At 67.1% G+C, this 20,659-nt stretch carries 13 protein-coding genes and 2 pseudogenes; 3 read left to right on the top strand and 12 right to left on the bottom strand.

The features are described from left to right. Nucleotides 1–145 precede the first annotated feature (145 nt). Nucleotides 146–412: a 30S ribosomal protein S20 gene (gene rpsT / locus ACFU8Q_RS04605; protein WP_124717766.1), complete on the top strand. Its 267-nt coding sequence runs from the start codon at nt 146–148 to the stop codon at nt 410–412. Nucleotides 413–737: 325 nt separating this feature from the next. Here rpsT and holA read toward each other — a convergent pair whose 3' ends face one another. Continuing rightward, nucleotides 738–1,724, bottom strand: coding sequence for a DNA polymerase III subunit delta (gene holA / locus ACFU8Q_RS04600; protein WP_384447669.1), 987 nt, complete (start codon nt 1,722–1,724; stop codon nt 738–740). 246 nt (nt 1,725–1,970) lie between these two features. On the opposite strand from holA, the gene ACFU8Q_RS04595 reads away from it, so the two are divergent. Beyond that, nucleotides 1,971–2,216 carry a hypothetical protein gene (locus ACFU8Q_RS04595; protein WP_384447667.1) on the top strand — a complete coding sequence of 82 codons (246 nt, stop codon included), beginning with the start codon at nt 1,971–1,973 and terminating at the stop codon, nt 2,214–2,216. A 24-nt stretch (nt 2,217–2,240) separates the two neighbouring features. Here ACFU8Q_RS04595 and ACFU8Q_RS04590 read toward each other — a convergent pair whose 3' ends face one another. Next, complete coding sequence (locus tag ACFU8Q_RS04590) at nt 2,241–3,125, bottom strand: YceI family protein (protein ID WP_384447664.1); 885 nt, start codon at nt 3,123–3,125, stop codon at nt 2,241–2,243. A gap of 284 nt (nt 3,126–3,409) precedes the next feature. After that, nucleotides 3,410–4,186 (bottom strand): annotated as a pseudogene (locus tag ACFU8Q_RS04585) (ComEC/Rec2 family competence protein); the annotation flags it as partial. A 388-nt stretch (nt 4,187–4,574) separates the two neighbouring features. Between ACFU8Q_RS04585 and ACFU8Q_RS04580 the strand changes: the two are divergent. Next, on the top strand, nt 4,575–7,199 hold the full coding sequence (locus ACFU8Q_RS04580) for a DEAD/DEAH box helicase (RefSeq protein ID WP_384447661.1): 2,625 nt from the start codon (nt 4,575–4,577) through the stop codon (nt 7,197–7,199). Nucleotides 7,200–7,328: 129 nt separating this feature from the next. Here the strand turns inward: ACFU8Q_RS04580 and ACFU8Q_RS04575 are convergent, their stop codons facing one another. The 9 genes and pseudogenes from ACFU8Q_RS04575 to ACFU8Q_RS04535 all read right to left on the bottom strand — a co-directional run bounded on the left by ACFU8Q_RS04575 (nt 7,329) and on the right by ACFU8Q_RS04535 (nt 20,623). Then, on the bottom strand, nt 7,329–9,773 hold the full coding sequence (locus ACFU8Q_RS04575; RefSeq protein WP_384447658.1) for a restriction endonuclease: 2,445 nt from the start codon (nt 9,771–9,773) through the stop codon (nt 7,329–7,331). Between the two features lie 131 nt (nt 9,774–9,904). After that, nucleotides 9,905–10,318 (bottom strand): hypothetical protein, encoded by a 414-nt coding sequence (locus ACFU8Q_RS04570; RefSeq protein WP_384447655.1) that lies wholly within the window; start codon nt 10,316–10,318, stop codon nt 9,905–9,907. Further along, nucleotides 10,315–12,456 (bottom strand): integrase, encoded by a 2,142-nt coding sequence (locus ACFU8Q_RS04565; RefSeq protein ID WP_384447653.1) that lies wholly within the window; start codon nt 12,454–12,456, stop codon nt 10,315–10,317. Before ACFU8Q_RS04565 ends, ACFU8Q_RS04570 begins: the two co-directional genes overlap by 4 nt. Then, entirely contained in the window at nt 12,453–14,207 is a 1,755-nt protein-coding gene (locus ACFU8Q_RS04560) for a hypothetical protein (protein WP_384447650.1), read from the bottom strand. Before ACFU8Q_RS04560 ends, ACFU8Q_RS04565 begins: the two co-directional genes overlap by 4 nt. Next, nucleotides 14,204–15,655, bottom strand: a complete 1,452-nt coding sequence (locus ACFU8Q_RS04555) for a site-specific integrase (protein WP_384447647.1) — start codon at nt 15,653–15,655, stop codon at nt 14,204–14,206. Before ACFU8Q_RS04555 ends, ACFU8Q_RS04560 begins: the two co-directional genes overlap by 4 nt. A gap of 107 nt (nt 15,656–15,762) precedes the next feature. Beyond that, nucleotides 15,763–17,583 (bottom strand): annotated as a pseudogene (locus ACFU8Q_RS04550) (ComEC/Rec2 family competence protein); the annotation flags it as partial. Beyond that, entirely contained in the window at nt 17,580–18,008 is a 429-nt protein-coding gene (locus tag ACFU8Q_RS04545) for a helix-hairpin-helix domain-containing protein (RefSeq protein WP_384447644.1), read from the bottom strand. The gene ACFU8Q_RS04545 and the pseudogene ACFU8Q_RS04550, both read right to left, overlap by 4 nt. A gap of 887 nt (nt 18,009–18,895) precedes the next feature. Then, nucleotides 18,896–19,741 (bottom strand): DegV family protein, encoded by an 846-nt coding sequence (locus ACFU8Q_RS04540; protein WP_384447641.1) that lies wholly within the window; start codon nt 19,739–19,741, stop codon nt 18,896–18,898. Between the two features lie 108 nt (nt 19,742–19,849). Further along, a complete protein-coding gene (locus tag ACFU8Q_RS04535; RefSeq protein WP_384447686.1) occupies nt 19,850–20,623 on the bottom strand; it encodes a hypothetical protein in 774 nt (257 codons plus the stop codon). Between the last annotated feature and the right edge of the window lie 36 nt (nt 20,624–20,659).

Raw genomic sequence — 20,659 nt, 5'->3', positions numbered from 1 at the left:
TAGCCTCCATCGTCCCATGGTTGCGGGGCGAAGACCGGTTTGGGCCGGTCGGAGCCGGGCTGGTACCGTTGACAGCTGTGCCTCGCGACCCTCTCGGGCCGTGCGGCGCACATCGAAGATCCAACGAACCTGAAAAGGCTCTTTCGTGGCGAACATCAAGTCCCAGATCAAGCGGAACAAGACGAACGAGAAGGCGCGCCTGCGCAACAAGGCCGTCAAGTCCTCGCTCAAGACCGCTATCCGCAAGGCCCGTGAGGCTGCCGCCGCCGGTGACGTCGAGAAGGCCACCACGGCCGCTCGCGACGCCTCCCGCGCGCTCGACAAGGCCGTCTCGAAGGGTGTCATCCACAAGAACGCCGCCGCCAACAAGAAGTCGGCGCTGGCCTCCAAGGTTGCCTCCCTCCAGGGCTGAGCTTTCCGAGTAACCGCCGGAACGGACCAGCGGGCCCTCTCTCCCGCCCCTGACCGGCCCCCGCGCCGCACACCGAACCTGCGTTCGCCACGCGGGTGCGGCGCACCGAGTGTGATCCGAAGGCCCTGGCCTCCGCTCTCCCCAGAGCGAGGCCGGGGCCTTCGGCGTACGCCCTGCTCGGCCCGCGCCCGGCACGCGTGATGTCTTCGCGGTCCGGCTACCGCTTTCCTACCGCTTCTCGCGGCCCGGCTACCGCTTTCCTACCGCTTCTCGCGGGCCGCCGCCGCCTTCCTTACCGCTCTTCGCGGTCCGGCCGCCGCTTTTCCTACCGTCCGGACCGCGCTGCCCGCGCCACCGCGACCACGGCCTTCTCCAACGCGTACTCCGGGTCGTCCCCGCCTCCCTTGACCCCCGCGTCCGCATCCGCGACCGCCCGCAGCGCCACGGCCACGCCGTCCGGCGTCCACCCGCGCATCTGCTGGCGCACCCGGTCGATCTTCCACGGCGGCATGCCCAGCTCACGGGCGAGGTCCGCGGGGCGCCCTCCGCGGGCCGAGGACAGCTTGCCGATCGCCCGTACACCCTGCGCCAGCGCGCTGGTGATCAGCACGGGCGCCACTCCGGTCGACAGCGACCAGCGCAGTGCCTCGAGCGCTTCCGCCGCCCGTCCCTCCACTGCGCGGTCGGCGACGGTGAAGCTCGACGCCTCGGCGCGACCCGTGTAGTAACGGGCGACGACCGCCTCGTCGATCGTGCCCTCGACATCCGCGACGAGTTGCGAGACCGCGCTCGCCAGTTCCCGCAGATCGCTGCCGATGGAGTCGACCAGCGCCTGACACGCCTCGGGGGTCGCCGAGCGCCCCAGCGCCCGGAACTCCGACCGTACGAACGAGAGCCGCTCGGCCGGTTTCGTCGTCTTCGGACAGGCGACCTCGCGCGCCCCGGCCTTGCGCGCCGCGTCCAGCAGCCCTTTGCCCTTGGCGCCGCCCGCGTGCAGCAGAACGAGGGTGATCTCCTCGACCGGATCGCCGAGGTACGCCTTGACGTCCTTGACCGTGTCGGCGGAGAGGTCCTGCGCATTGCGCACGATCACCACCTTGCGCTCGGCGAAGAGCGACGGGCTCGTCAGCTCGGCGAGGGTGCCGGGCTGGAGCTGGTCCGAGGTGAGGTCGCGGACGTCCGTGTCGGGGTCGGAGGCGCGGGCCGCCGCCACCACCTGTTGCACGGCGCGGTCGAGGAGCAGGTCCTCCTGTCCCACGGCGAGGGTGAGGGGGGCGAGCGGGTCGTCGGTGGAATTCCTTCTGGTGGCCATCGCCGTCCAGCATCCCACGCGCCACTGACAGTCGCCCGGACTCCCCGCCCGCCTCGTGCGGACACCCACGCTCGGCCCGGACGACCTGCGACGCCTTGACGCGGCGCTGCCGCCTTCGGCGGTCGCCGGTAGCCGATATCCCGAGAGCGTCACGCACATGAACGGCCGTCGGGCGCCCGACGCCACCGGCTCCGCGGGGCGGTGCCGACGGGACCGCGCGATGTACCAGTACGGGAGAATGGGCAGGTGAGCGATGTGAGACATGTACTGGTGCTGCCCGACCGCGACGCCGCGGAGGAGGTGGCCGGAGAGCTCGGCGACCGCTTCGGTGTCACCGAGGAGCCCCAGCTCGTACGCGACGCGCTGGCCGGCGAGGACGACGCCGAGGACGCCCAGTGGCTGGTGGTCGTGGAGGACCCGGCGGCGCGACTGGACTCCGCGACGCTCGACGCGTTCGCCGCGGAGTACGACGGGTGGCTCGAAGCGCCCTAGCGGGGAGCTTGGGCGCCTGCCGGCTCAGCTCTTGGGGACGATCTGGATGTCCATGTCGATGGCGATGCTGGAGCCGACAGCCGCGATGCCTCGGGCCAGCATGGTCTGCCAGGTGAGGGTGAAGTCCTCGCGGTGCAGTTCCGTGGTGGCCCGGCAGGCGGCGCGGGTCTCGCCCTCCAGGCCGCTGCCCAGGCCGAGGTACTGAGTGTCCAGCGTGACCGTACGGCTGACGCCGTGCAGTGTGAGCGCGCCGGTCACGCCCCAGCGCGTGCCGCCGCGGTGGACAAAGCGGTCGCTGTAGAACTCCAACGTCGGGTAGCGGCCGACGTCGAGGAAGTCACTGGAACGCAGATGGTCGTCGCGCATCTGCACGTTCGTGTCGATCGAAGCGGCATCGATGATCACGTGCATGGCGGAGTCCTCCATGCGGTCGGCGATCCGGACAGCACCGGCGAAGGTGTTGAACCGGCCATGAATGCGCGCCATACCGATGTGCCGGGCCGTGAAGCCGATCTGTGAGTGCATCGGCTCGACCTCCCACTCGCCCGGGGCGGGCAGCTGCGGGGGTGCGGACAGTTGCAGCGTCACATCACCGAGGCTCGCGTGGCCGCCCTCGACGACCGTGGCCGCGCCGTGGAACGGGGTGAAGCCCTCAGCCGTGACGGCCAGTCGGTACTCACCGGCCGGGACAGTGGCGAGGACGCTGCCGTACGGGTCCGTCTCACCGCCGACGACCTTGCGGCCCGCGCTGTCCGTGACGACGAACTCGGCCTGCGGCACGATCTCGTTGACGGGGTCGAGCACCCGGCAACTGAGCACTCCCGCTGTGCGTGGCACCTCGAAGCCGGCAAGGGCGTTGCCGCGCGCGGTATCCGTCGTCCTCTTGCTTCCCAGCCAACGGCCGAACATCTTCTACCTACCCCCGGGGGCGATTCACCTTGGGCCCTGACGGCTGGACGTCCTCGTCGGAGCAGCGGCCCACCGACGAGCATTCATTCGATCACCAATGTGGCGTTCGAGGCAAACAGAGCAGCTCGCAGGGGCTTGGGTAGAGGTGTTACCGATGGTCCGAATTAGCCACTCGGCTTGTGCGCCCCGCTGAGCGAAAGCTCCGGGTCCGGAGCCGCGGTTCGGGAACCGCTGGGCGAGAGCCGCCGCGCGAGGGCGCCTGTCCGGCGAGGTGGGGCTCGGACTCATGAGCTGCCCACCGCGCTCAGCCCCGCCCCGGCACCCGTCACGGCGATCGCTCCGTCCGTGTCTGTGCGCAACACCACCGCACCGCCGGCTCGGAGTGCGTCGACGGTGCGCGGGGCCGGGTGACCGTACGGGTTGTCCCTGCCCACGCTCACCAGAGCGAGTCTCGGGCGCGCGCTGTGCAGCAGAGCAGGGTCCTGATGGGCGGAGCCGTGATGGGCGACCTTGAGAACGTCCACCGCCGGCAGCGCGGAATACCTGCGCAACAGCCCCTGCTGGGCCGGGGGTTCGAGGTCGCCCAGGAGCAGCAGGGTCAGCCCGCCGGTCCGGACGTAGAGGGTGACACTGGCATCATTCGGCTCCTGCGGTACGGGCCCCGATGTGGCTCCCCCGAGCACTGGTGCGCCGCCTGCCCCCGTGCCTCCCGTCGGCCACAGGACTCGCCAGTCGAGGGGCCCGATCCGCCGGCGTTCACCGGGGACCGCCCGCATCAGGGGGACGCCCGTCGCGGCGGCCGTTCTCCGTACGAACGCGACCTGGTCCAAAGGCTCGTCGAGGGTCGTCGTCTGGATCGCCCCGACCGCTCTGCCTCGCAGCACACCGGGCAACCCCCGCACGTGGTCCGCGTGAAAATGCGTGAGCACCAAAAGCGGCACCTCGGTGATACCCAGGTCGCGCAGACACCGGTCGACGAGCCGCGGGTCGGGACCGGCATCGACGACCACGCCCCGCCCCTCCCCCGCGGCCAGCACCAGGGAGTCGCCCTGACCGACGTCTTCCCTGTCAAGTCTGAAGGTGTTGCGTCACCGCTTGAACCCCGCCCACCACCCCCGCCGGTGCGGGCTATGGCCATCACTCACCGTAGTCGTCACGGTCTCACCGGCCGGAGCGGTCCACCGACGCGCCTACTCCCGGCACCATGGTGGCCGCACTTCTCTAGCCTTGAAGCTGACGATGAATTGGCACCGGTCATCGGCCTGTGCTAGCAATCGGCCGGTCAGACCACTGGTTCGTCAACCTCTTGACCACGCTGGCCTTCGTACGCCTCCTACCTGCCTGCCTTCAGACACTCGAACGGTATGGCTCTGGGCCATATGCTGAAGGTCACGTTGACGGAGTGTTGAAGCTGGGTCGTTGGAGGCTCAGCGGGGGATGGAGCCGCTCGTGGCGTTCACACGCAAGTCCGCAGATATCAGCCTGCCTGAGGATCCGTTGCACCTCTACCGGATGCTGGCGGTTACCAACCGCGGTCCTTCGGCTGTATGGGGGCATCAGCAGGATGTCCTGCGCTCCTGGCACCAGGACAAGTCGGAAGCATCAGACGTAGCCGTTGAGCTCCCTACTGGCGCAGGCAAGACCCTGGTTGGTGGCCTAATTGCCGAGTTCCGCCGGCGCACGGCTCAGGAGCGGGTCACCTACCTCTGCCCAACCCGGCAGCTTGCCCAGCAGACCGCTGCTGCTTTCGATGACTACGGCATCCCCAATGCCTTGCTGATCGATCGCGTGTCTTCCTGGAATCGGGCTGATCGCGCGCGTTACGAAGCAGCCGAGGCAGTTGCAGTCAGTGTCTACAGCCACGTTTTCAACTCGAACCCGGCGCTTGACAATGCGAATCTCCTGGTACTGGACGACGCACACGCCGCAGAGGGTTACGTAGCCAATCCCTGGCGTCTGACCATTAGCCGTCAGGATGAGAGCGCCTACCTGGATGTGCTGTCCGCGCTTGAACCTGCACTCGATCCGCTCGTCGTCCCCCGACTTAAGAGGAACGATACCGACAACGCGTACTGGTCGTACGTGTTCCTCGCGTCACCCATCGGAATCGCTGACCGAGCAGGCCGACTTGAGGAAGTCATCGGTTCAGCCATCAACGGGGGCAAGCTGGAGGAGAAGCGAGCGAAAGAGGCTCGGCATGTGTGGAAGTTCCTCCAAGGGCACGTAGACCGCTGCTTGTTCTATGTCGCGCACCGACAGATTGTTATGCGTCCCTTCATCCCGCCTACTGCGCAGCATCCGGCCTTCAGCGATCCTGCACGCCGGATCTACATGAGTGCCACGCTCGGCGCTGGCGGTGAGCTTGAACGGGCATTTGGCCGCAGGAAGATCGAACGTATCCCGGTGCCAGACGGCTGGGAAGAACAGGGAACCGGTCGCCGCTTCTTCATCTTCCCGGAGTTGGCTACAGACCTCGCGGCTGATCCCGACCAACTGCCTTCCTTCGTCTCCAGCACCATTGCCGAAGCAGGGCGTTCCATCGTCCTGACCCCTGATGTCCGAACCTCCAACTCATTCATAGCCTCCATGCTCCCCAGCAACTGTCCCGTCCTCAAAGCAGACGATGTCGAGGACGACTTGTCAGCGTTCACTTCTAAGCGGAGCGCGGCACTCGTCCTGACCAACCGGTACGACGGGATCGACCTCCCAGACGGGAGCTGCCGCCTCGTCATCCTCGACGGCCTCCCCGCACGGGGTGATCTGCAGGAGAGGTTCCTCCACGAATCCCTCGGCGCGGTTGAGGTGCTCCAAGAGCGCATCCGGGCCCGTATTTTGCAAGGATCCGGCCGCGCTACACGCAACACACGCGACTTCGCCGCCGTGATGGTCCTTGGGCAAGCATTGACGTCCTATCTGTCTGGTCGCGATACCCAGGCCGCCATGCATCCCGAGGTGCATGCGGAGCTCGAGTTCGGCTGGGAGAACAGCCGAGGACACGACTCCACAAACATGACCGAAAACCTTCGCGTCTTCCTGCAACACGGAGACGAGTGGGCTGAGGTCGATGGAGACATCGTCCGAGAACGCCAAAAGTACGCCCGCAGTAGTGCCCCCAGCACGCGGGAACTACAGCGGTCCGTCAAACATGAAGTCGACGCGTGGCACGCGATCTGGAACCACCAGTGGGACTGGGCCCTGACCGCAGTCCGCAGTGTCCTCGACAAGCTCCAGGGGGAGCGGACCCCTCGCCGCTACGCCGCCTTCTGGAATTACCTCGGCTTCAGCATCACACAGCGCCTCGCCCAGCAGACCAGTGACCAGACCTACCTCGTCTCCAGCGCAGAGTTCTTCCGCAATGCCCAGCGGATGAGCACGGGGACGTCGTGGCTCTCCCATCTTGCTTCGCCCAGCGACAAGGCCACTGCTCCGCCCGCTCCGCAGCTTGACGAGCTGGACGAGGCTGCGATGCGCAGCATTGGGAGCCAGGCGCTTGGGGGCAGTGGAAGCGCATTCGAGGAAACGGTATCGACCATCCGGACCGGGCTTATGGGAACGGAATTCCGGGCCTACGAAGCAGCGCTCGTCGCCCTCGGTACGCTCGCTGGTGCTTCGGAAAGCTACGGCAACGAAGATGACGAGAATCCGGCAGCCCCCGACGCCGTATGGCTGTTCAACGACGCGCGCTGGGTCACGTGGGAAGCAAAAAGTGAAGCCCAGCCGACAGGTATGGTGGGCCCTAACGACGTACGTCAAGCTGGATCGCATCTGCGCACTACGGAATCCGAGCGGGGCACTTCCGCACCGAGTGACTCGGTTTCTCTACTCATGTCGCCCAAGCCGGCCGTGATGCCGGAAGCACGCGCGCTTGCCGAGGAACACCTTTACCTCGTGGGCCCAGAGCAGGTCTTGGATGTATTTGATCGACTTCTCCGTGCCTGGCGTTCAGCACGTGGCCGCATCATCTCTTCGCTCACAGCAACAGAGCTGGCCGAGATCTTCCAGACCGAGAAAGCCCTCCCGTCACAATGGCTGCCCCTATTGCGCAAGGCCCCGATCAGGCAGCAACGAGACTAGGAAACCAGGGATTCCTTCGAGCTTCAGCCTTCGGCCTTGAGGTCTCCCGTTGGCAGGTCCCCTGTTGGTGCAGGGGCTGCGTTCCCTGCGAAGAGCCCGGGGAAGGTCGAACCGTCATGAGAGATCGATTTAGGGCTCTTCCAGTGGAGCAAGTGAACGAAACAGGGCATCGATAGGCAAGACGCTGGACACTGCCGCTTTCGGCTGCACTGATTGGGAAAAGTATGCATTCACCATCTCACCATGAGACGGCGAATGCTCCCAATCTACGAAATCGAGCAGCCCGTTGATCACTTCCCTCGATTCAGGAAGAAGAAAACCGAACGCACTCTCAATCACTTCGAAGCGTTCGATGAACTCCTCTGGTTCGCCCGATAGCCTGATATAGGTCGCCACCGCTTGGTCGATACTTTCGGTTGACATACCCTGCAGCTTCGGATTCACAACGAACTGCACGAAGGCTTCCGCGTTCTCCACCACGGCCTGTGCCAGTTCTTCCGCCTGACTGCGATCACCGGTCACCCTAGACATCTGCGGATCGCGGCTGTCCCAGAAAGATCGACACAAATCCTCAAGCTCAACAGTCGCCTTGGCGATAGCAGGATGGATCCGATGCTCTGAAAAGTGATGGAAGGCGTCGCCGAGCAGGGTCAGCGTATCAGCGAGCTCGCCGACGGTCCCTACCTGAGCCAACTGCCCGGCGACAGTCAGTTCATTTAGTTCCCGGGCGAACCAGCCATCGGGCAGAACAGGTCCACTGAGCTTGGCCTTGTAGCGATCCGCATGGTAATGCACCACCTGGACGAGACCAGCGAACAACAGCGCGAAGAGTTCACCGTCACCCTTACCTGAATTGAAGATGGACATTTTGGCATCTACCTCGCGCTGCCACAATTCCCTGACGCGGGCGAGTAGCGTATCGGCGCAAGCGTCAAGAACGTTGCGCAGTAGGTCCTCTCCGAGAGAAAAGAGTCGTTGCTGACCGGCGAGCTCAATTGCTACGCCCTGAGCGCAGATTGGGGCGAGATCCTCGAATTCTACGGTGTTCTTGATGAGGCGTGACATCGCTGATGGGCTGATGGACAGATATCTCGTCAAGTAGTCTCGTTGGCTGGGGTCGACTAGGGAAAAATATTGAATGCCCTCAACGTACTCGCATGCAACCCAGGAACCGTCGAGCCGTTCTATCGCAGCCTCGAATCCTGAATCGGCCGTTGTGATTTTTTCCAGCCTGCGGTCGAGCTTCCGCCACGGGACGCGCTGAGAGTCCATGACCGACAAACTCAGAAGAAGTTGCTGGTCATAATCTGGCAGCGCCTTGAAGCTGCTGCCCCATACCTCCAGAGGGTTGTCGAGCGACTGGATCAGATCATTAATGAGTACCTCACCGTCACCGTGATCATTGCGCTTGATGATCAATTCGACGATGCGAGGTGAGTAATTGCGATGTTGGACGATCTCGTGCCACCAGCCACCCTGGGCGAGCTTGCTACGCGCCGCACTATCCGTGACGCCGTGAAGAATGTGGTTGAAGAGAATACGTGAGCAAACTTCTGCAGGCAGTCTTCCTAGACTCACACGGGATTTACCGATCAGTTCCAGAGCTCGGCGTGACGCATCACTGAGCCGGACCGTGTCATGCAGCACCTGGATACGACTGGTCATAATGAGCAGCTTCGACGGAACGGCGTCTGTGTGTTTCTCAAGGATGGTTTCGATAAACTCGTATACGTCGCTGTCGTAGTGGCGCGACCCGTGGTCGCCGTACCGGGTCTGCCCCCATGTGTCATCGAAGAAAAAGACTGTGGGAGTATCATCCTCCAGCCACTCCCACCACCGATCAACTTCCCGAGGGTCCACGATGATACGGTAGCCGCGATGCCACCACTGAAGCAGAAGGTATTCAGCGATTGCTGTCTTTCCAGCTCCCGGTGCACCCGCGAGCAGGACGCACCCAGTTGAACTGAGTACCGCCTCGGCCTGTGTGCAGATGTCGTGGTGGACGAATCGGAGATAGTTCCGCTGGATGCGCCGGACGCGAGATTCCCCCCGGAGGAAAACTCCGCCTCTCAACATCTCAGCGATAGCCTGTGTGGAAGTCAGCCAGAGCTTGAAGTGTCGTCGCTCCAAGTTTTGATGATCACTGAGGACAGCGTTCAACCACCCACGCCCATGTACCTCAACAGTGTCAGCCACAGAATCCAGAGTCTCGGCGACTTCCTGTTCGTCACTCGGGCTGATGTCGGCGGAAGTGACAAATAAATATCGCTTGGGACGGCGGCTGAGCCGATCTATCTTTTCCCTCTCAGCTCTTGCAACACGAACGAGCGTCGCCTTACTGGCGTCCGGAGTGTGTTTGCACTGAGCGATCACCACGCCGGCCTCAGTGTGGGCCTGAAGGTCGACCCCACCGTCGGCACCTATCCGGTATGTGGAGTAGGTGACACCGTCGTGGGCAGACAACAGATCGCGCGCGAGTACCTCGAAGTCGTACGGCGAAAGACTCTTAAAGTCATAGTCGGGTGCCGACAATCTGCTTCTGCCCCCCATGCCTGCCACGCTGATGGCCCCCACCCCCACGGTGGCAATGGCCTACCAGTAGATGCTCGCACAGGGCCACGGTGCGCCGGGAGCCGATGCTCATGCACGGAGAACTCCCACCTGCGACCCGCCCCCTCAGCGGTGCATGTACTGGCCTGCTGTGACTACGAGTCCGGCTCGGGCGCCGGACGCAACGCCACCACCGGGGCCGGCTTGCGGCCCTTGGAGCCGCGAAGCTGGTCGTTCTCGACCGTGAGAACGTTCACCACCCGGGCGAACATCTCGATCTCGGCCTGCTGCCGCTTGTTCTCCTTGATCACCTCGGCCAGCCGTTCCTTGGTCTTCCTCAGCTCCTCCCGCAACTTGCGCTCGCTGTCGGGGACCTGCCCCTGAGCCCGGACCCTCGCGTAAAACTCGTCCTTGAGGTCGGTGTGCCGGTGGGTGAGAACGTGCCGTTTCACATCTGCCTCGACCGCCAGCGCAAGGACGGTCAGGGCCCCATCGGACCGCAGCGGGGTGCCAGCCAGCAGCCGGTCCATCGCGGCCCGGATGTTCTCCCTCTCCTTGTCATGATTCACGCCTCGGTCACCTCCGTTCCCGCCACGACGCGGTCGTTGTCGTGCTGGTCGGCAAGCTCGGTCAGCACCTGGGCCCGCCCCTGCAGCCGGTCTGCCAGGGGTTCGGGAACCAGCCTGGAGGCAGCCTGCCGCCCCAGGCCATCGGCGGCCTCCCGCAGCTGGCGTGCGTGGCTGTCGGTGCGGGCGATGTTCGCGCAGTTGACCTTGCACCGGTCCAGGCTCGGGACGTCGTTCTTCCCGCCGCGTCCGGGGTGGCAAAGTGCCTTGGCCCGGTCGTAGTTGCAGAACAGGAAGGCCTCCTTGTTCTCGAAGACGTTCAGGGTCGGATCGGCCAGCAGACTGCGGGCCTGGCGGACGGAAGCGATGATTCCGCCGAAGCGGTGATGTTCCTGGGCGGCTGCGTTGATCAGACGCTTCGCGGCCGGCCCGGAGACGCCTTCGCCGTCCTGGATGGCCTCGTGGACCTCGCTAAGGTGTTCGGCGACATTGCGGGCCGTCTCAAAGTCCAGAAGGTCGTGGATGCCGCCGCGCGAGCGTGAACCGTAGCCCTCACTGATCAGCGTGCGCATGTGGCCGTACTGAACCGCCAGCGCCACCAGACCGCCAGGACGGCGGGCGATGTGCCAGGCCAAAGTCCGGCGGAAACGACCGGTGCCAACCCGGCCGTGCGAGTCCCGCGGGATCGCCTCCACCTGCCGTCCTCTCGCCTCGGCGTGTGCGTTGGCCCACTCGATGAACGACTCAATGCGGTTACTCATCGTGGCGATCGCCAGCGACCGCCCCGTGCGTCGCTCAGGCAGCCGCGGGTCGTGGACCTCCGCGGCGAACAACAGACCGTCGCCGCTGAGCCGTTCCAAGACCCGCACCGTCGCCACCGCCTGCGGGACCGCGACCCACGGGGCCTCGCGGACGATTCCGGCGGAGTCATGGTTGCCGTCCTCATCCCGGGCGACCTTGAACACCCGCCCATAGATCAGGTGACGCCGGGCCGCCTCCTTCTCCCCTTCCGGATCCGGGCAGCATCCGTTTTCCAGGCCCAGAACCTCCCCGGTCCGCATACCCGTCAGATAGCCCAGGACGATGAAGCACGCAGTGACCAGGTGCTTGACCAGCGTGGTGATGCTGTAGAACTCGAACGGCTCGTGCCAGGGTTCGCCGCCCAACTGGGCAGTGACCGGTGCCTCCAGCAAACAGGGGCCGTGGTGGTCGCGGGTGTAGGCCTTCCAGCGCGGCCGCCGCATGGTCGCATGGACCTTCTTCGGCGGCGTCCCGGTCCTAGCCGCCAGGAAGATCCCGGCGGCGGCCAGCGGCTTCTTCGGATTCCAGGCGGTCACCGGGACCGGCTTGCCCTCAGCCTCCAACTGTTCAAGGAAGGACACCAGTCCGTCACCACAGCCCGGTGTGAGAGGCACGTCCAGGGCATCGGCGACAGCCACCAGACGGCAGTGTTCCTCGTAGGCGGTCAGGATGTCGTCGGCGTACTCCTCGACGAACCGCAGGGCCCAGACCAGCAGCGGGCCCATGGTGGCCGGAGAGATCGGCTCGGTGATGTTCTCGCCCACCGGCGAGGCCGCCGGCAGGTAGTCGTCCATGCCCTCGGACACCCAGGGCGGCTCAACCAGCCGGTCGTCCGGCGGCAGATACCGGCCGTAGTAGTGCAGCCTCGACAGCCCGACCAAGTAGCCGACGGCCGTGTTGCGGGCCAGGCCCCGCTTCTTGTCCAGCTGCAGGGCGAAGTCCGCCAGGTCCTCCGTCACCACCTGTGACAGCCGGGTGATCCCGCGTTCGTGCAGCCACTCGGCGAACTGCGACCACTGGTTGACCGTCTTCAGGATCCGGCCCGCGCTCAGCTTGGACCGCATGGCGGCGCCGTGCCGGGCGACGTTCTCGTCCGGCAGCGGGTGGTTGATCAAGGACCAGGACGCGAAGCGGAATGGCTCGCGGAAGACCTCCGGGAACCACCGCCAGTAGATGATGTCGTTGGTCGCCGACGGGTTCTGCGTCAGCGCGAGCACCGACCAGCCCGGATCCCCGTAGCGGGGAACGAACTGACGGCGGGCCTCGGGAACCAGCGCCGGGTCGAACACGAAGTCGTCGAGCGCGGGCGGCAGGAACAGGGGGTTCAGGGCCAGACTCATGCGTCGAACCCCCGCTTCAGCAGCTGGTCGATGATCTCCCGGTCGCGGGCGGTCACGGCGTCCAAAGCGTCCTTCCATTCGGTGTCGGTGAAGTCCGGGGCTCTGCGGAGCTCCCGCAGCCGGGCAAAGGGGTCGCGCCAGTCCTGGTCCCACACCTCCGGCGCGAGGACAGCCTTCAGCTCCTCCAGCACGTGCAGCAGATAGGACAGCCGCGGCAGATGGCGTGGAGTGATCACGGCGTTCGGGCAGGCCGTGCAGAGCAGGAACGACGCCCGGCACGGGACCCCCTGTTCCCCGAACGGACTGTGCGTGTAGTCGCTGCAACTGGTAGTCGGGGTGTCCTGGCCGGCGTCCGTGTCGGCCCGGCTGAGCTGGGCCTTGAAGGACGCGCGGGCCGTCTCGATCGCCTCCGCGATCCCCTCGGCGATCACTGGCTGGGCGGCGGTGTGGGTGCGCGGGTCCGGCAGGACGTAGACCTCGTCGTGGGTGTCCTGGCTGTGCTGGGTGGGCTGACGCTGGTGCGCGATCACCACGGTCTTCCGCAGCCGCCGCAGGTTCAGCGAGACGCCGCCGCCCAGGTCGTCGCGCCAGTTGCGCCAGACATCGGGCAGGAAATCGTTGCCCTTGAACAGTCCGGCGGGACTCTCTCCGTAGACTTCCCGCCGCTGGGACAGACGCCAGACGATCAGCCGGTCAGTGGGCTCCCCCAGGTTCTTCAGCGTCTCCCTGGCCGGGGCCGTGGCCTTGATCGCGTGCGTGATCAGCCGTCCGGGAGAGTTCGCCCCCCAGTCTGCGAGATTCCGTGTCTCATGGCGCGCCGCCTGGCTCCGGCGCCGCTTCTCCAGCTCGACCCGGTAGATGACCTGCCCCTCGTTTCCCGCGTCCGGGCTCGCGTCAGGGACCTTCAACTCCATGACCGGGGTCGCGTTCCACCCATAGGCGGCGATCATCAAGGTCATCAGCGCGCATGCCTCCTGCGTGGTCAGAAACAGCCGCATCCACGTGTGCTCGGCCCGGTCACTGCCCAGGGCCTCGGTGTAGCGCGAATCGGCCCGCTGGCGGCCGTGCAAGCCGATGTAGAACGGCGTCTCGCCGGTGCGGACCAGATGGTCCAGGGCCTCACCCACCAGCCACTCGTCCGTACCCTTCTCGAAACGGCCAGCCCTCCAGTCCTCCATGTGCTGCCAGTTAGCGCGGATGCGGTGCAGAGCGGGACGGAACTTCTGGGTCGCGGCCAGCTTGATCTGGTCGAACTCCTCGTTGCTGTAGGCGGTCTCCTCGGGCGCCTTCGGCCTCGGCACCCGCTTCTTCATCAGGCTCCGTGTCGCCTCAGGCACGCGGGGATGGTCCTTCAACAGGCGAGCCACCTTGCGGATCTGCTGGCCGCCGGTGGAGTTCGGCGTGCGGCTCAGCCGCCAGGCCGCCCACGCCTCCGGCACCAACTCGCCCAGCGACTCGGGCATGTGATCCAGCTCTGCCAGGAAGCGGCTGAAGTAGAGCAGGATCAGCCAGGACTCCCGGCTGGACGGGATCGTCTTCCAGGCCCCCGCAGGGCCGCACTGGACGGCGAAGACCTCCGCGAGTTCCCGCTGCAGCCGCAGGCCGACCGCCAGCTGCCCAAAGTCGTAGCTGGCCTTCTTCACGCCGTCCTCGGCCGTGTGCAGGACCACCAGGTCACCGGGCTCCAGCGGCGGCCGACGGCGATGCCCGCCGTCACCGGGCAGGGAAGCCCGTCGTCCTCGTGTGCTCATACCAGAGCCTCGCTGTCCAGGACGCGCTCCGACAACTTAGCGATCCGGGCCAGGAGCTCGTTGGTGCCCGGGTCGGCCTCGTCCAACAGCAGGGACCGGATCTGCAGGTCCGAGACAGGAGCGAGATAGATCTTCCGGGTGGTTTCCTCGCTCGCGTGATCAAGGAGGTCCTTGACCATGCGCCAGGCATCCCCGTAGAGCAGGCGAAAGTCCCGCCTCTCCTCCGGGGAGAGCCCGAACCGCTTGTCGAGGATGTACATCAGCGCGGCCAGCATCTTCAGCGCGAACGAGTGCCGGGCCATGTGGGGCGTGAAGTAAGGGACCTTGGCGATCTTGCCCTTCAGCACCGTGCGGCACCGCACCGACGCGGCCCGGTATACCGCCTCCCACGAGTGCGGCTGGAACGGGCTGCCGTCCTCCGACAACCACAGCCACAACGGCTCCAGGCCGCCGTCGCCCTCGATGAACAGCCGCTGGCGTTCCTCGACATCCAACGACGTCAGGTGCCGCTCGACCAGCCGTCCCTTCTCATCCCGGAAGTGGATGGTCGACTCCTCCCAGCCAGAACGTCTCTCCACGATCCAGATATCGTCCATCGCCTCGTAGCGGCCCTTGGCCTGGGCCCGGCGGATCGCCGCCCGCCGCGTCGTGCGCTCGTAGGCGATGACCGACCGCAGGTCCTCGACCGCGACGTAGAACGTCCGCTCACGCCGGCTCTTGGTGGCCGCCTTCCCCAGGCGCCCGTCGAAGTAGCGCTTCATATTCTCCTCCAAGGCCGGGACCTCGAAGGTCAGTAGCGAACCGCCCTCCGACAACCGCATCCCGGAGGAGAACAGCAGGTCGGAGTAGGCGGCATTGCGGTCGTCGTTGCGGCCCCGGAACGAGGGGTCCCGCCGACCGTCGGCGGTGTAGCCGCGCAGGCCCACGTCCCGCCACATCCGGTAGGCCCGAGGGGTCAGCCACTTCACGTTGCTCGACCGCGCGCCCTTGGCCCGCTGGGCTGGAACACTCACCATCTCGCCATGGCGACCCAGCACCTCGCGCTCCAGGACCGGGTTGGCCGCGACGTACTTCTTGGCCGTTGCCCACTTGTAGAGCCTGGTCAGCGCGGCGAGTTCACGGTTCCACTTCGATCCGCCGATCCGCTGCGGGTTGCGCGGCGACCAGCGCCGCCAGTCCTCGAAGTCGAGCAGGTCCTCTGCCTCGGCATCGCACCAGTTCTTGTCCCGCTGCCACAGGAAGTTGAAGAACAGGCAGCAGTCCCCCGCGTAATTCCGCCGCGTCTCCCTGGCCAAGTGCGCGAACGCCGAGCGCGTCGTGTACAGCGTCAGCTTCGGGTCCACCCGGTAGTTCGGGTCCGTGAAGAACACGTCCCCCGGGTCGATCCGGCTGGCCTCCTCCCGTGCATCAATGTCGGCCCACCCCCGAAACGCAGGGTGATCACTCACCGCATCGGCATGCCGCCTCGTCACCCAGTGCACTTGCCAGGTCTTGCTCAACACGTCCCTCTCCGTCCGCAACACGAACTGCCGCAACACGGTGATTCAATAGGGAAGACGTCGCACATCACGAACGCCCAGCCGGGCGGGGGCCATCCGGTCAGCACACGGGTGAGCGGAACCGGGCGCAGCACCGCGACGATCAGCAGGAGCGCGGCGGCCGAGCAGACCCAGGGATGGCGCACGATACGACGGGCGGACAGCACCACCACTGCCGTCAGCACGGCGAGCAGTAGCGCACCCTTCCCGCCGTCGGGCCAGTCGATCTCCGCCCCTGGCAGTGCCGCCCCGGTGCGGGCCACCGAAGCGATCCACCCGGCCGGCCACCCCGCGAGCCGGGCGAGCAGCTCCGCCACTGGTATGGCCACCGGCGCCAGGGCGAGCGCGGCGAATCCGAGGATCGTGGCCGGTGCCACCGCGAACTCGGCCAGCAGATTGCACGGGATCGCCACCAGACTGACCCGGGAGGCAAGGAGCACGACGACCGGCGCACACACGGCCTGCGCCGCGGCGGCCGCGGCCAGCGCCTCGGCGAGCCGGGACGGAACCCGGCGCCGCTGCAGCGCTTCGCTCCACTTCGGGGCGATGGTGAGCAGGGCACCGGTGGCCAGAACGGAGAGGACGAAGCCGTAACTGCGGGCCATCCACGGGTCGTACAGAACCAGCAGAAGGACCGCTGCGGACAACGCGGGGATCAGCGATCTGCGGCGCCCCGTGCCGATGGCGAGCAGGGTGATCAGCCCGCAGGCCGCGGCCCGCAGCACGCTCGGCTCCGGCCGGCAGACGATGACGAAGGCGAGCGTGAGCCCGCCGCCGAGCAAGGCAGTCATCCGCAGCGAAATTCCCAACCGGGGTGCCAGACCGCGGCGTTCGACACGCACTGCCATGCCCGGCGGCCCGATCAGGAGAACGAGCAGGATCGCCAGGTTGGCACCGGAGACCGCCATCAGATGGGTGAGGTCGGCCGCCTGGAAGGCATCGTGCAGTTCCGGCGTGACCCGTGAGGTGTCACCGACCACCAGGCCGGGCAGAAGCGCCCGCGCATCTGGATCGAGCCGCTCCGTCGCCTCCCGCAGACCACTGCGCAGAGCGCCCGCCATGCGCTGGACCGCGGAAGGGGGCCCGGTGACGTGCGGCGGACCCTTGCCCTCCAGTCGCAGTACGCCGGCGTTGCGTTCCCCTTCGTGCAGGGGTGGCGCCAGTCGGCCTCCGACGCGCAGCCGTGTGGAGGGGAGCAACTCCTGCCACCGGGCCATCGATCCGCCGGGCGGGACGATCAGCAGTACCGGCGTACGCAGCCGGGTGACCGCACCGTCGGGCCCGGTCAGCCGTGTGATCTCGGCATCCACGAGGAGCGAGACGGGCGTGCTGTGGTCACCACGCACCCGGGGCACGGTCTGCCGGGCATCGGACGTCACCGTCACCTCCGCGTCCACTCTCGCGAACCGCCGGGCCAGCTCGTGGACCGGCCCCTGCCGTACGTCAGCGCTGTGCCAGCCGGCCGACGCGGCCCCGGCCGCTGCGCAGAGCAGCGCCGCAGCGGTTGCAGTCGCGGTGGTGCGCGGCCGGCGCCGGTTGCGTACCGCGGTCTCGCCCTCTGCCGCCCCTCCCCCGATACCGGCCGACAGCCCTCGCATCGCACGAGTCGCCGACATTCCCAACGTCGTCAGTAGCACCATGGCCGCGCCGACGCAGAGCACCACGCCCGCCGTGGTCCACCGCCCCGGCACACCGAGCGCGAGCGCCGCCCCGGCCCAGGCCGCCAAGGCCGGCGGGACCAGCCGAAGGTCGAGTGGGCCTTCCTGCCTCGGGTCGGAGACACCCAGCCGCCGACCCGAGGCCGCATGGACGTCCGATTGGTTCTCCGAGTGGTTCATGGCACCACCAGAGGTTGGAGGTCGGCGAACCGACGATCGCCGATCCCGTTGACTTCGCGGAGCTCGTCGACGGAACGGAAACCGCCGTGCTGGGTGCGGTAGTCGACGATGCGCTGAGCGAGAACCGGACCGACGCCGGGCAGGGAGTCGAGCTGTTCGACGGTCGCCTGATTGAGGCTGATCGGCCCCGTTGTGGTGCCGCCGCTTCCGGTGCCGCCCGTCGTGGTTCCTCCCGTCCCGCCCATGACCGGAGGGCCCGGTGGGGCGCCCACCACGATCTGCTCCCCGTCCATGAGCACCCGCGCCCGGTTGAGCCCGGCGAGGTCGACACCGGGTCGGGCTCCGCCCGCGGCCCTGATCGCGTCGGCAACCCGTGCACCGGACGGCAGTTGATGGATCCCCGGCAGTCGCACCTTCCCGCTCACGTCGACGACGATGTGCCCGCCCGGCCCCGTCATGGGTGGCGGCCCCGGTGACGGCTCCGGCGCTGCCGCCACCCCCGGCATCGGCTCCGGAGTCCCGGCGCGCGCAGCTTCGTTGACCGGATCAGGAGCTCGTACGGAATGGGGGCGTGCGGACCAGAAATGCACCGCGGCGAAAACCGCGGTTGCGATCAGGACAACAGCCAGCGCGGCAAGGGTCCTTGGCTCCAAACCGCATCTGAGCCGAAGCCACACCGGAATCCGCTCCCGTAACACGGGTACGACCCTCGCCCGCAACCCCGGAGCCGACGCAGAAGCCGGTGTCGAGGCCGACTCGAAAACCGACGTCGAAGCCGACGCAGACGCCGTAGCCGTGGTCGTAGCTCTACCAGGAGCGGGACTTGGTGCAGGGCTCGGCGCCGGAGCCGGAGCAGAAGCAGAGGCAGGAGCAGGAGCAGGAGCAGGAGCCAACGCCGAAGCAGGATTCGAGACCGGAACCGGATTCGAGACCGGAACGGCGGCCGAAGCGGGAATGGGCGACGGAGCCACTGCCACCCCGAGCGCCGGCCGCGCGACCCGTCCGCTGTGCGCCCCTCCCATGAGGGCGTCCGCCCGCTGCCGCGAAGCCGCCGCCACGACGTCCGCGCGCCCGCGCGAGGGCCGTCGTCGTCCGGGTCCGAGGCCGGGACCGCTGCGGGCTCGGCCGGGGCCGCTGCCGCTGGTTGCACGATGTGATCGGGAAGCCATACCTCACGACGGTAGGCACATCCGTCCGAACCCGCTGAGCAGACCTGATGTCGGTGGACAACCGAGCAGTTGTGAATATCTCGGCCACCCTGACGAGTGAGATCCGAAGGCCGATCTCCAAGGAGCGGGGCCACGAACCGGCCTCAGCGCGGCGAGACCACGGCCCCCAGCAGTCCGGGCCCCGTGTGCGCACCGATCACCGCGCCCACCTCGCTGACATGCAGATCGACCAGGCCCGGCACCCGCTCGCGCAACCGCTCGGCGAGCCGCTCGGCCCGCTCGGGTGCCGCCAGGTGATGCACGGCAATGTCCACCCGGTCACCGCCAGAGCGTTCCGCGACGATCTCCTCCAGACGCGCGATGGCCTTCGACGCCGTCCGCACTTTCTCCAGCAGTTCGATGCGGCCACCGTCCAGTTGGAGGAGCGGCTTCACGGCGAGTGCCGATCCCAGCAGCGCCTGCGCCGCACCGATACGACCGCCGCGGCGCAGATAGTCCAGCGTGTCGACGTAGAAGTACGCGGAGGTGCCCGCAGCCCGCTTCTCCGCAGCTGCGACGGCCTCGTCGAGACTCCCGCCCGCCTCCGCCGTCTCCGCCGCCGCCAGGGCGCAGAACCCCAGGGCCATGGCGACCATCCCGGTGTCCACCACCCGTACCGGAACCGATGCGTCCTTCGCCGCGAGCAGAGCGGCATCGTATGTGCCCGAGATCTCGGCCGAGAGGTGCAGCGAGACGATGCCGCCGGCTCCGGCCTCGGCCGCCGCCCGGTACGCGGCTGCGAAGACCTCCGGGCTGGGCCGGGAGGTCGTCACGGGGCGACGCTTCTGGAGTGCCAGTGCGAGGGAGCGGGCCGAGATCTCGGTGCCGTCCTCCAGCGCCTGATCACCGAGGACGACGGTCAGCGGCACCGCGGTGATGCCGTGCCGCCCCATCGCCTCGGGCGGCAGGTAGGCCGTGGAATCGGTGACGATCGCGACATGGCGGGACATGAGCGGGAGGTTACCTGGCGAGTCCTCGGCTCGGCAGTCCGACCCCGACCGAATGATCGCACCGGACCGCTTCGGACCGCATCGGGTCACCGCCGGTCGTCGAACGTCTCAGTTCGTCGTTTCGGGCCGAGCTGCCTTCCGCCACGGGTACTCGGTCCGTCGTTGCGGGTCCGGAGCCGTGATCGCCTGCGCCGTACCGTCGGCCGGCCCTCGTTCCTGACCTCGTTCCTGCCCTGGCCGGCTCGTCTGCCCTTGCCCCGTCCCCCGCCCCTGTCTCTGTCCCTGATCATGACCACCGCCCGGCGCCTGCCCCTGGCCGTGGACCGGCTCGTCCGGCTCCACCGTCCAGTGCCGCAGCGCCCCGGCCTCCACATCGATCTGCGCGTTCAGCGCGTCCAGATCGTCGTCGGCGAACTGTCGCGCCCGGTCCCGCGCGGCCCATCGCAGCGAATCCGCGGAGTGTGTGATCCGCTCCGTACGCTGCTTCAGGCCCGGCAGCATCGACGCGACCGTCGCCCGGTCGGGCTCGCGCTCCAGTCTCTTCAGGTCGTCGTCCAGCTCCCGCCCGTGCGCACTCAACCGCTGGAAGAGACCCAGCGACTCCGAGAGCGAGGTGTCCTCGGCAACTCCCGTCTGCAACGCCTCCTGCGTGGCCCGCATGGAGGTGCGCAACGCGAGCCGCAGCTGCGCCAGCTCTGCGCCCACGCCCGCCTGACCGTAGCTCTTGGCCCGCAGCGTGGTGTCCTCGACGGTCCGGCGCGCCTGCGTGATCGTACGGTCCACACCACGCTTCGCCATGCCGATGGCCTTGACGCTCACATACACGCCCAGGACCACGAACGCGAAAAAGAGCAACCCCAGGATGAGGATCACGGCTTCCATGAGCGTCCCTCGCATGTCGTTTCGGCTGCCGGGTGC

Source organism: Streptomyces sp. NPDC057543 (assembly GCF_042801895.1).
In the GTDB taxonomy this organism is placed as follows: Bacteria; Actinomycetota; Actinomycetes; order Streptomycetales; family Streptomycetaceae; genus Streptomyces.
This window is presented reverse-complemented; position numbering and strand designations above follow the sequence as displayed.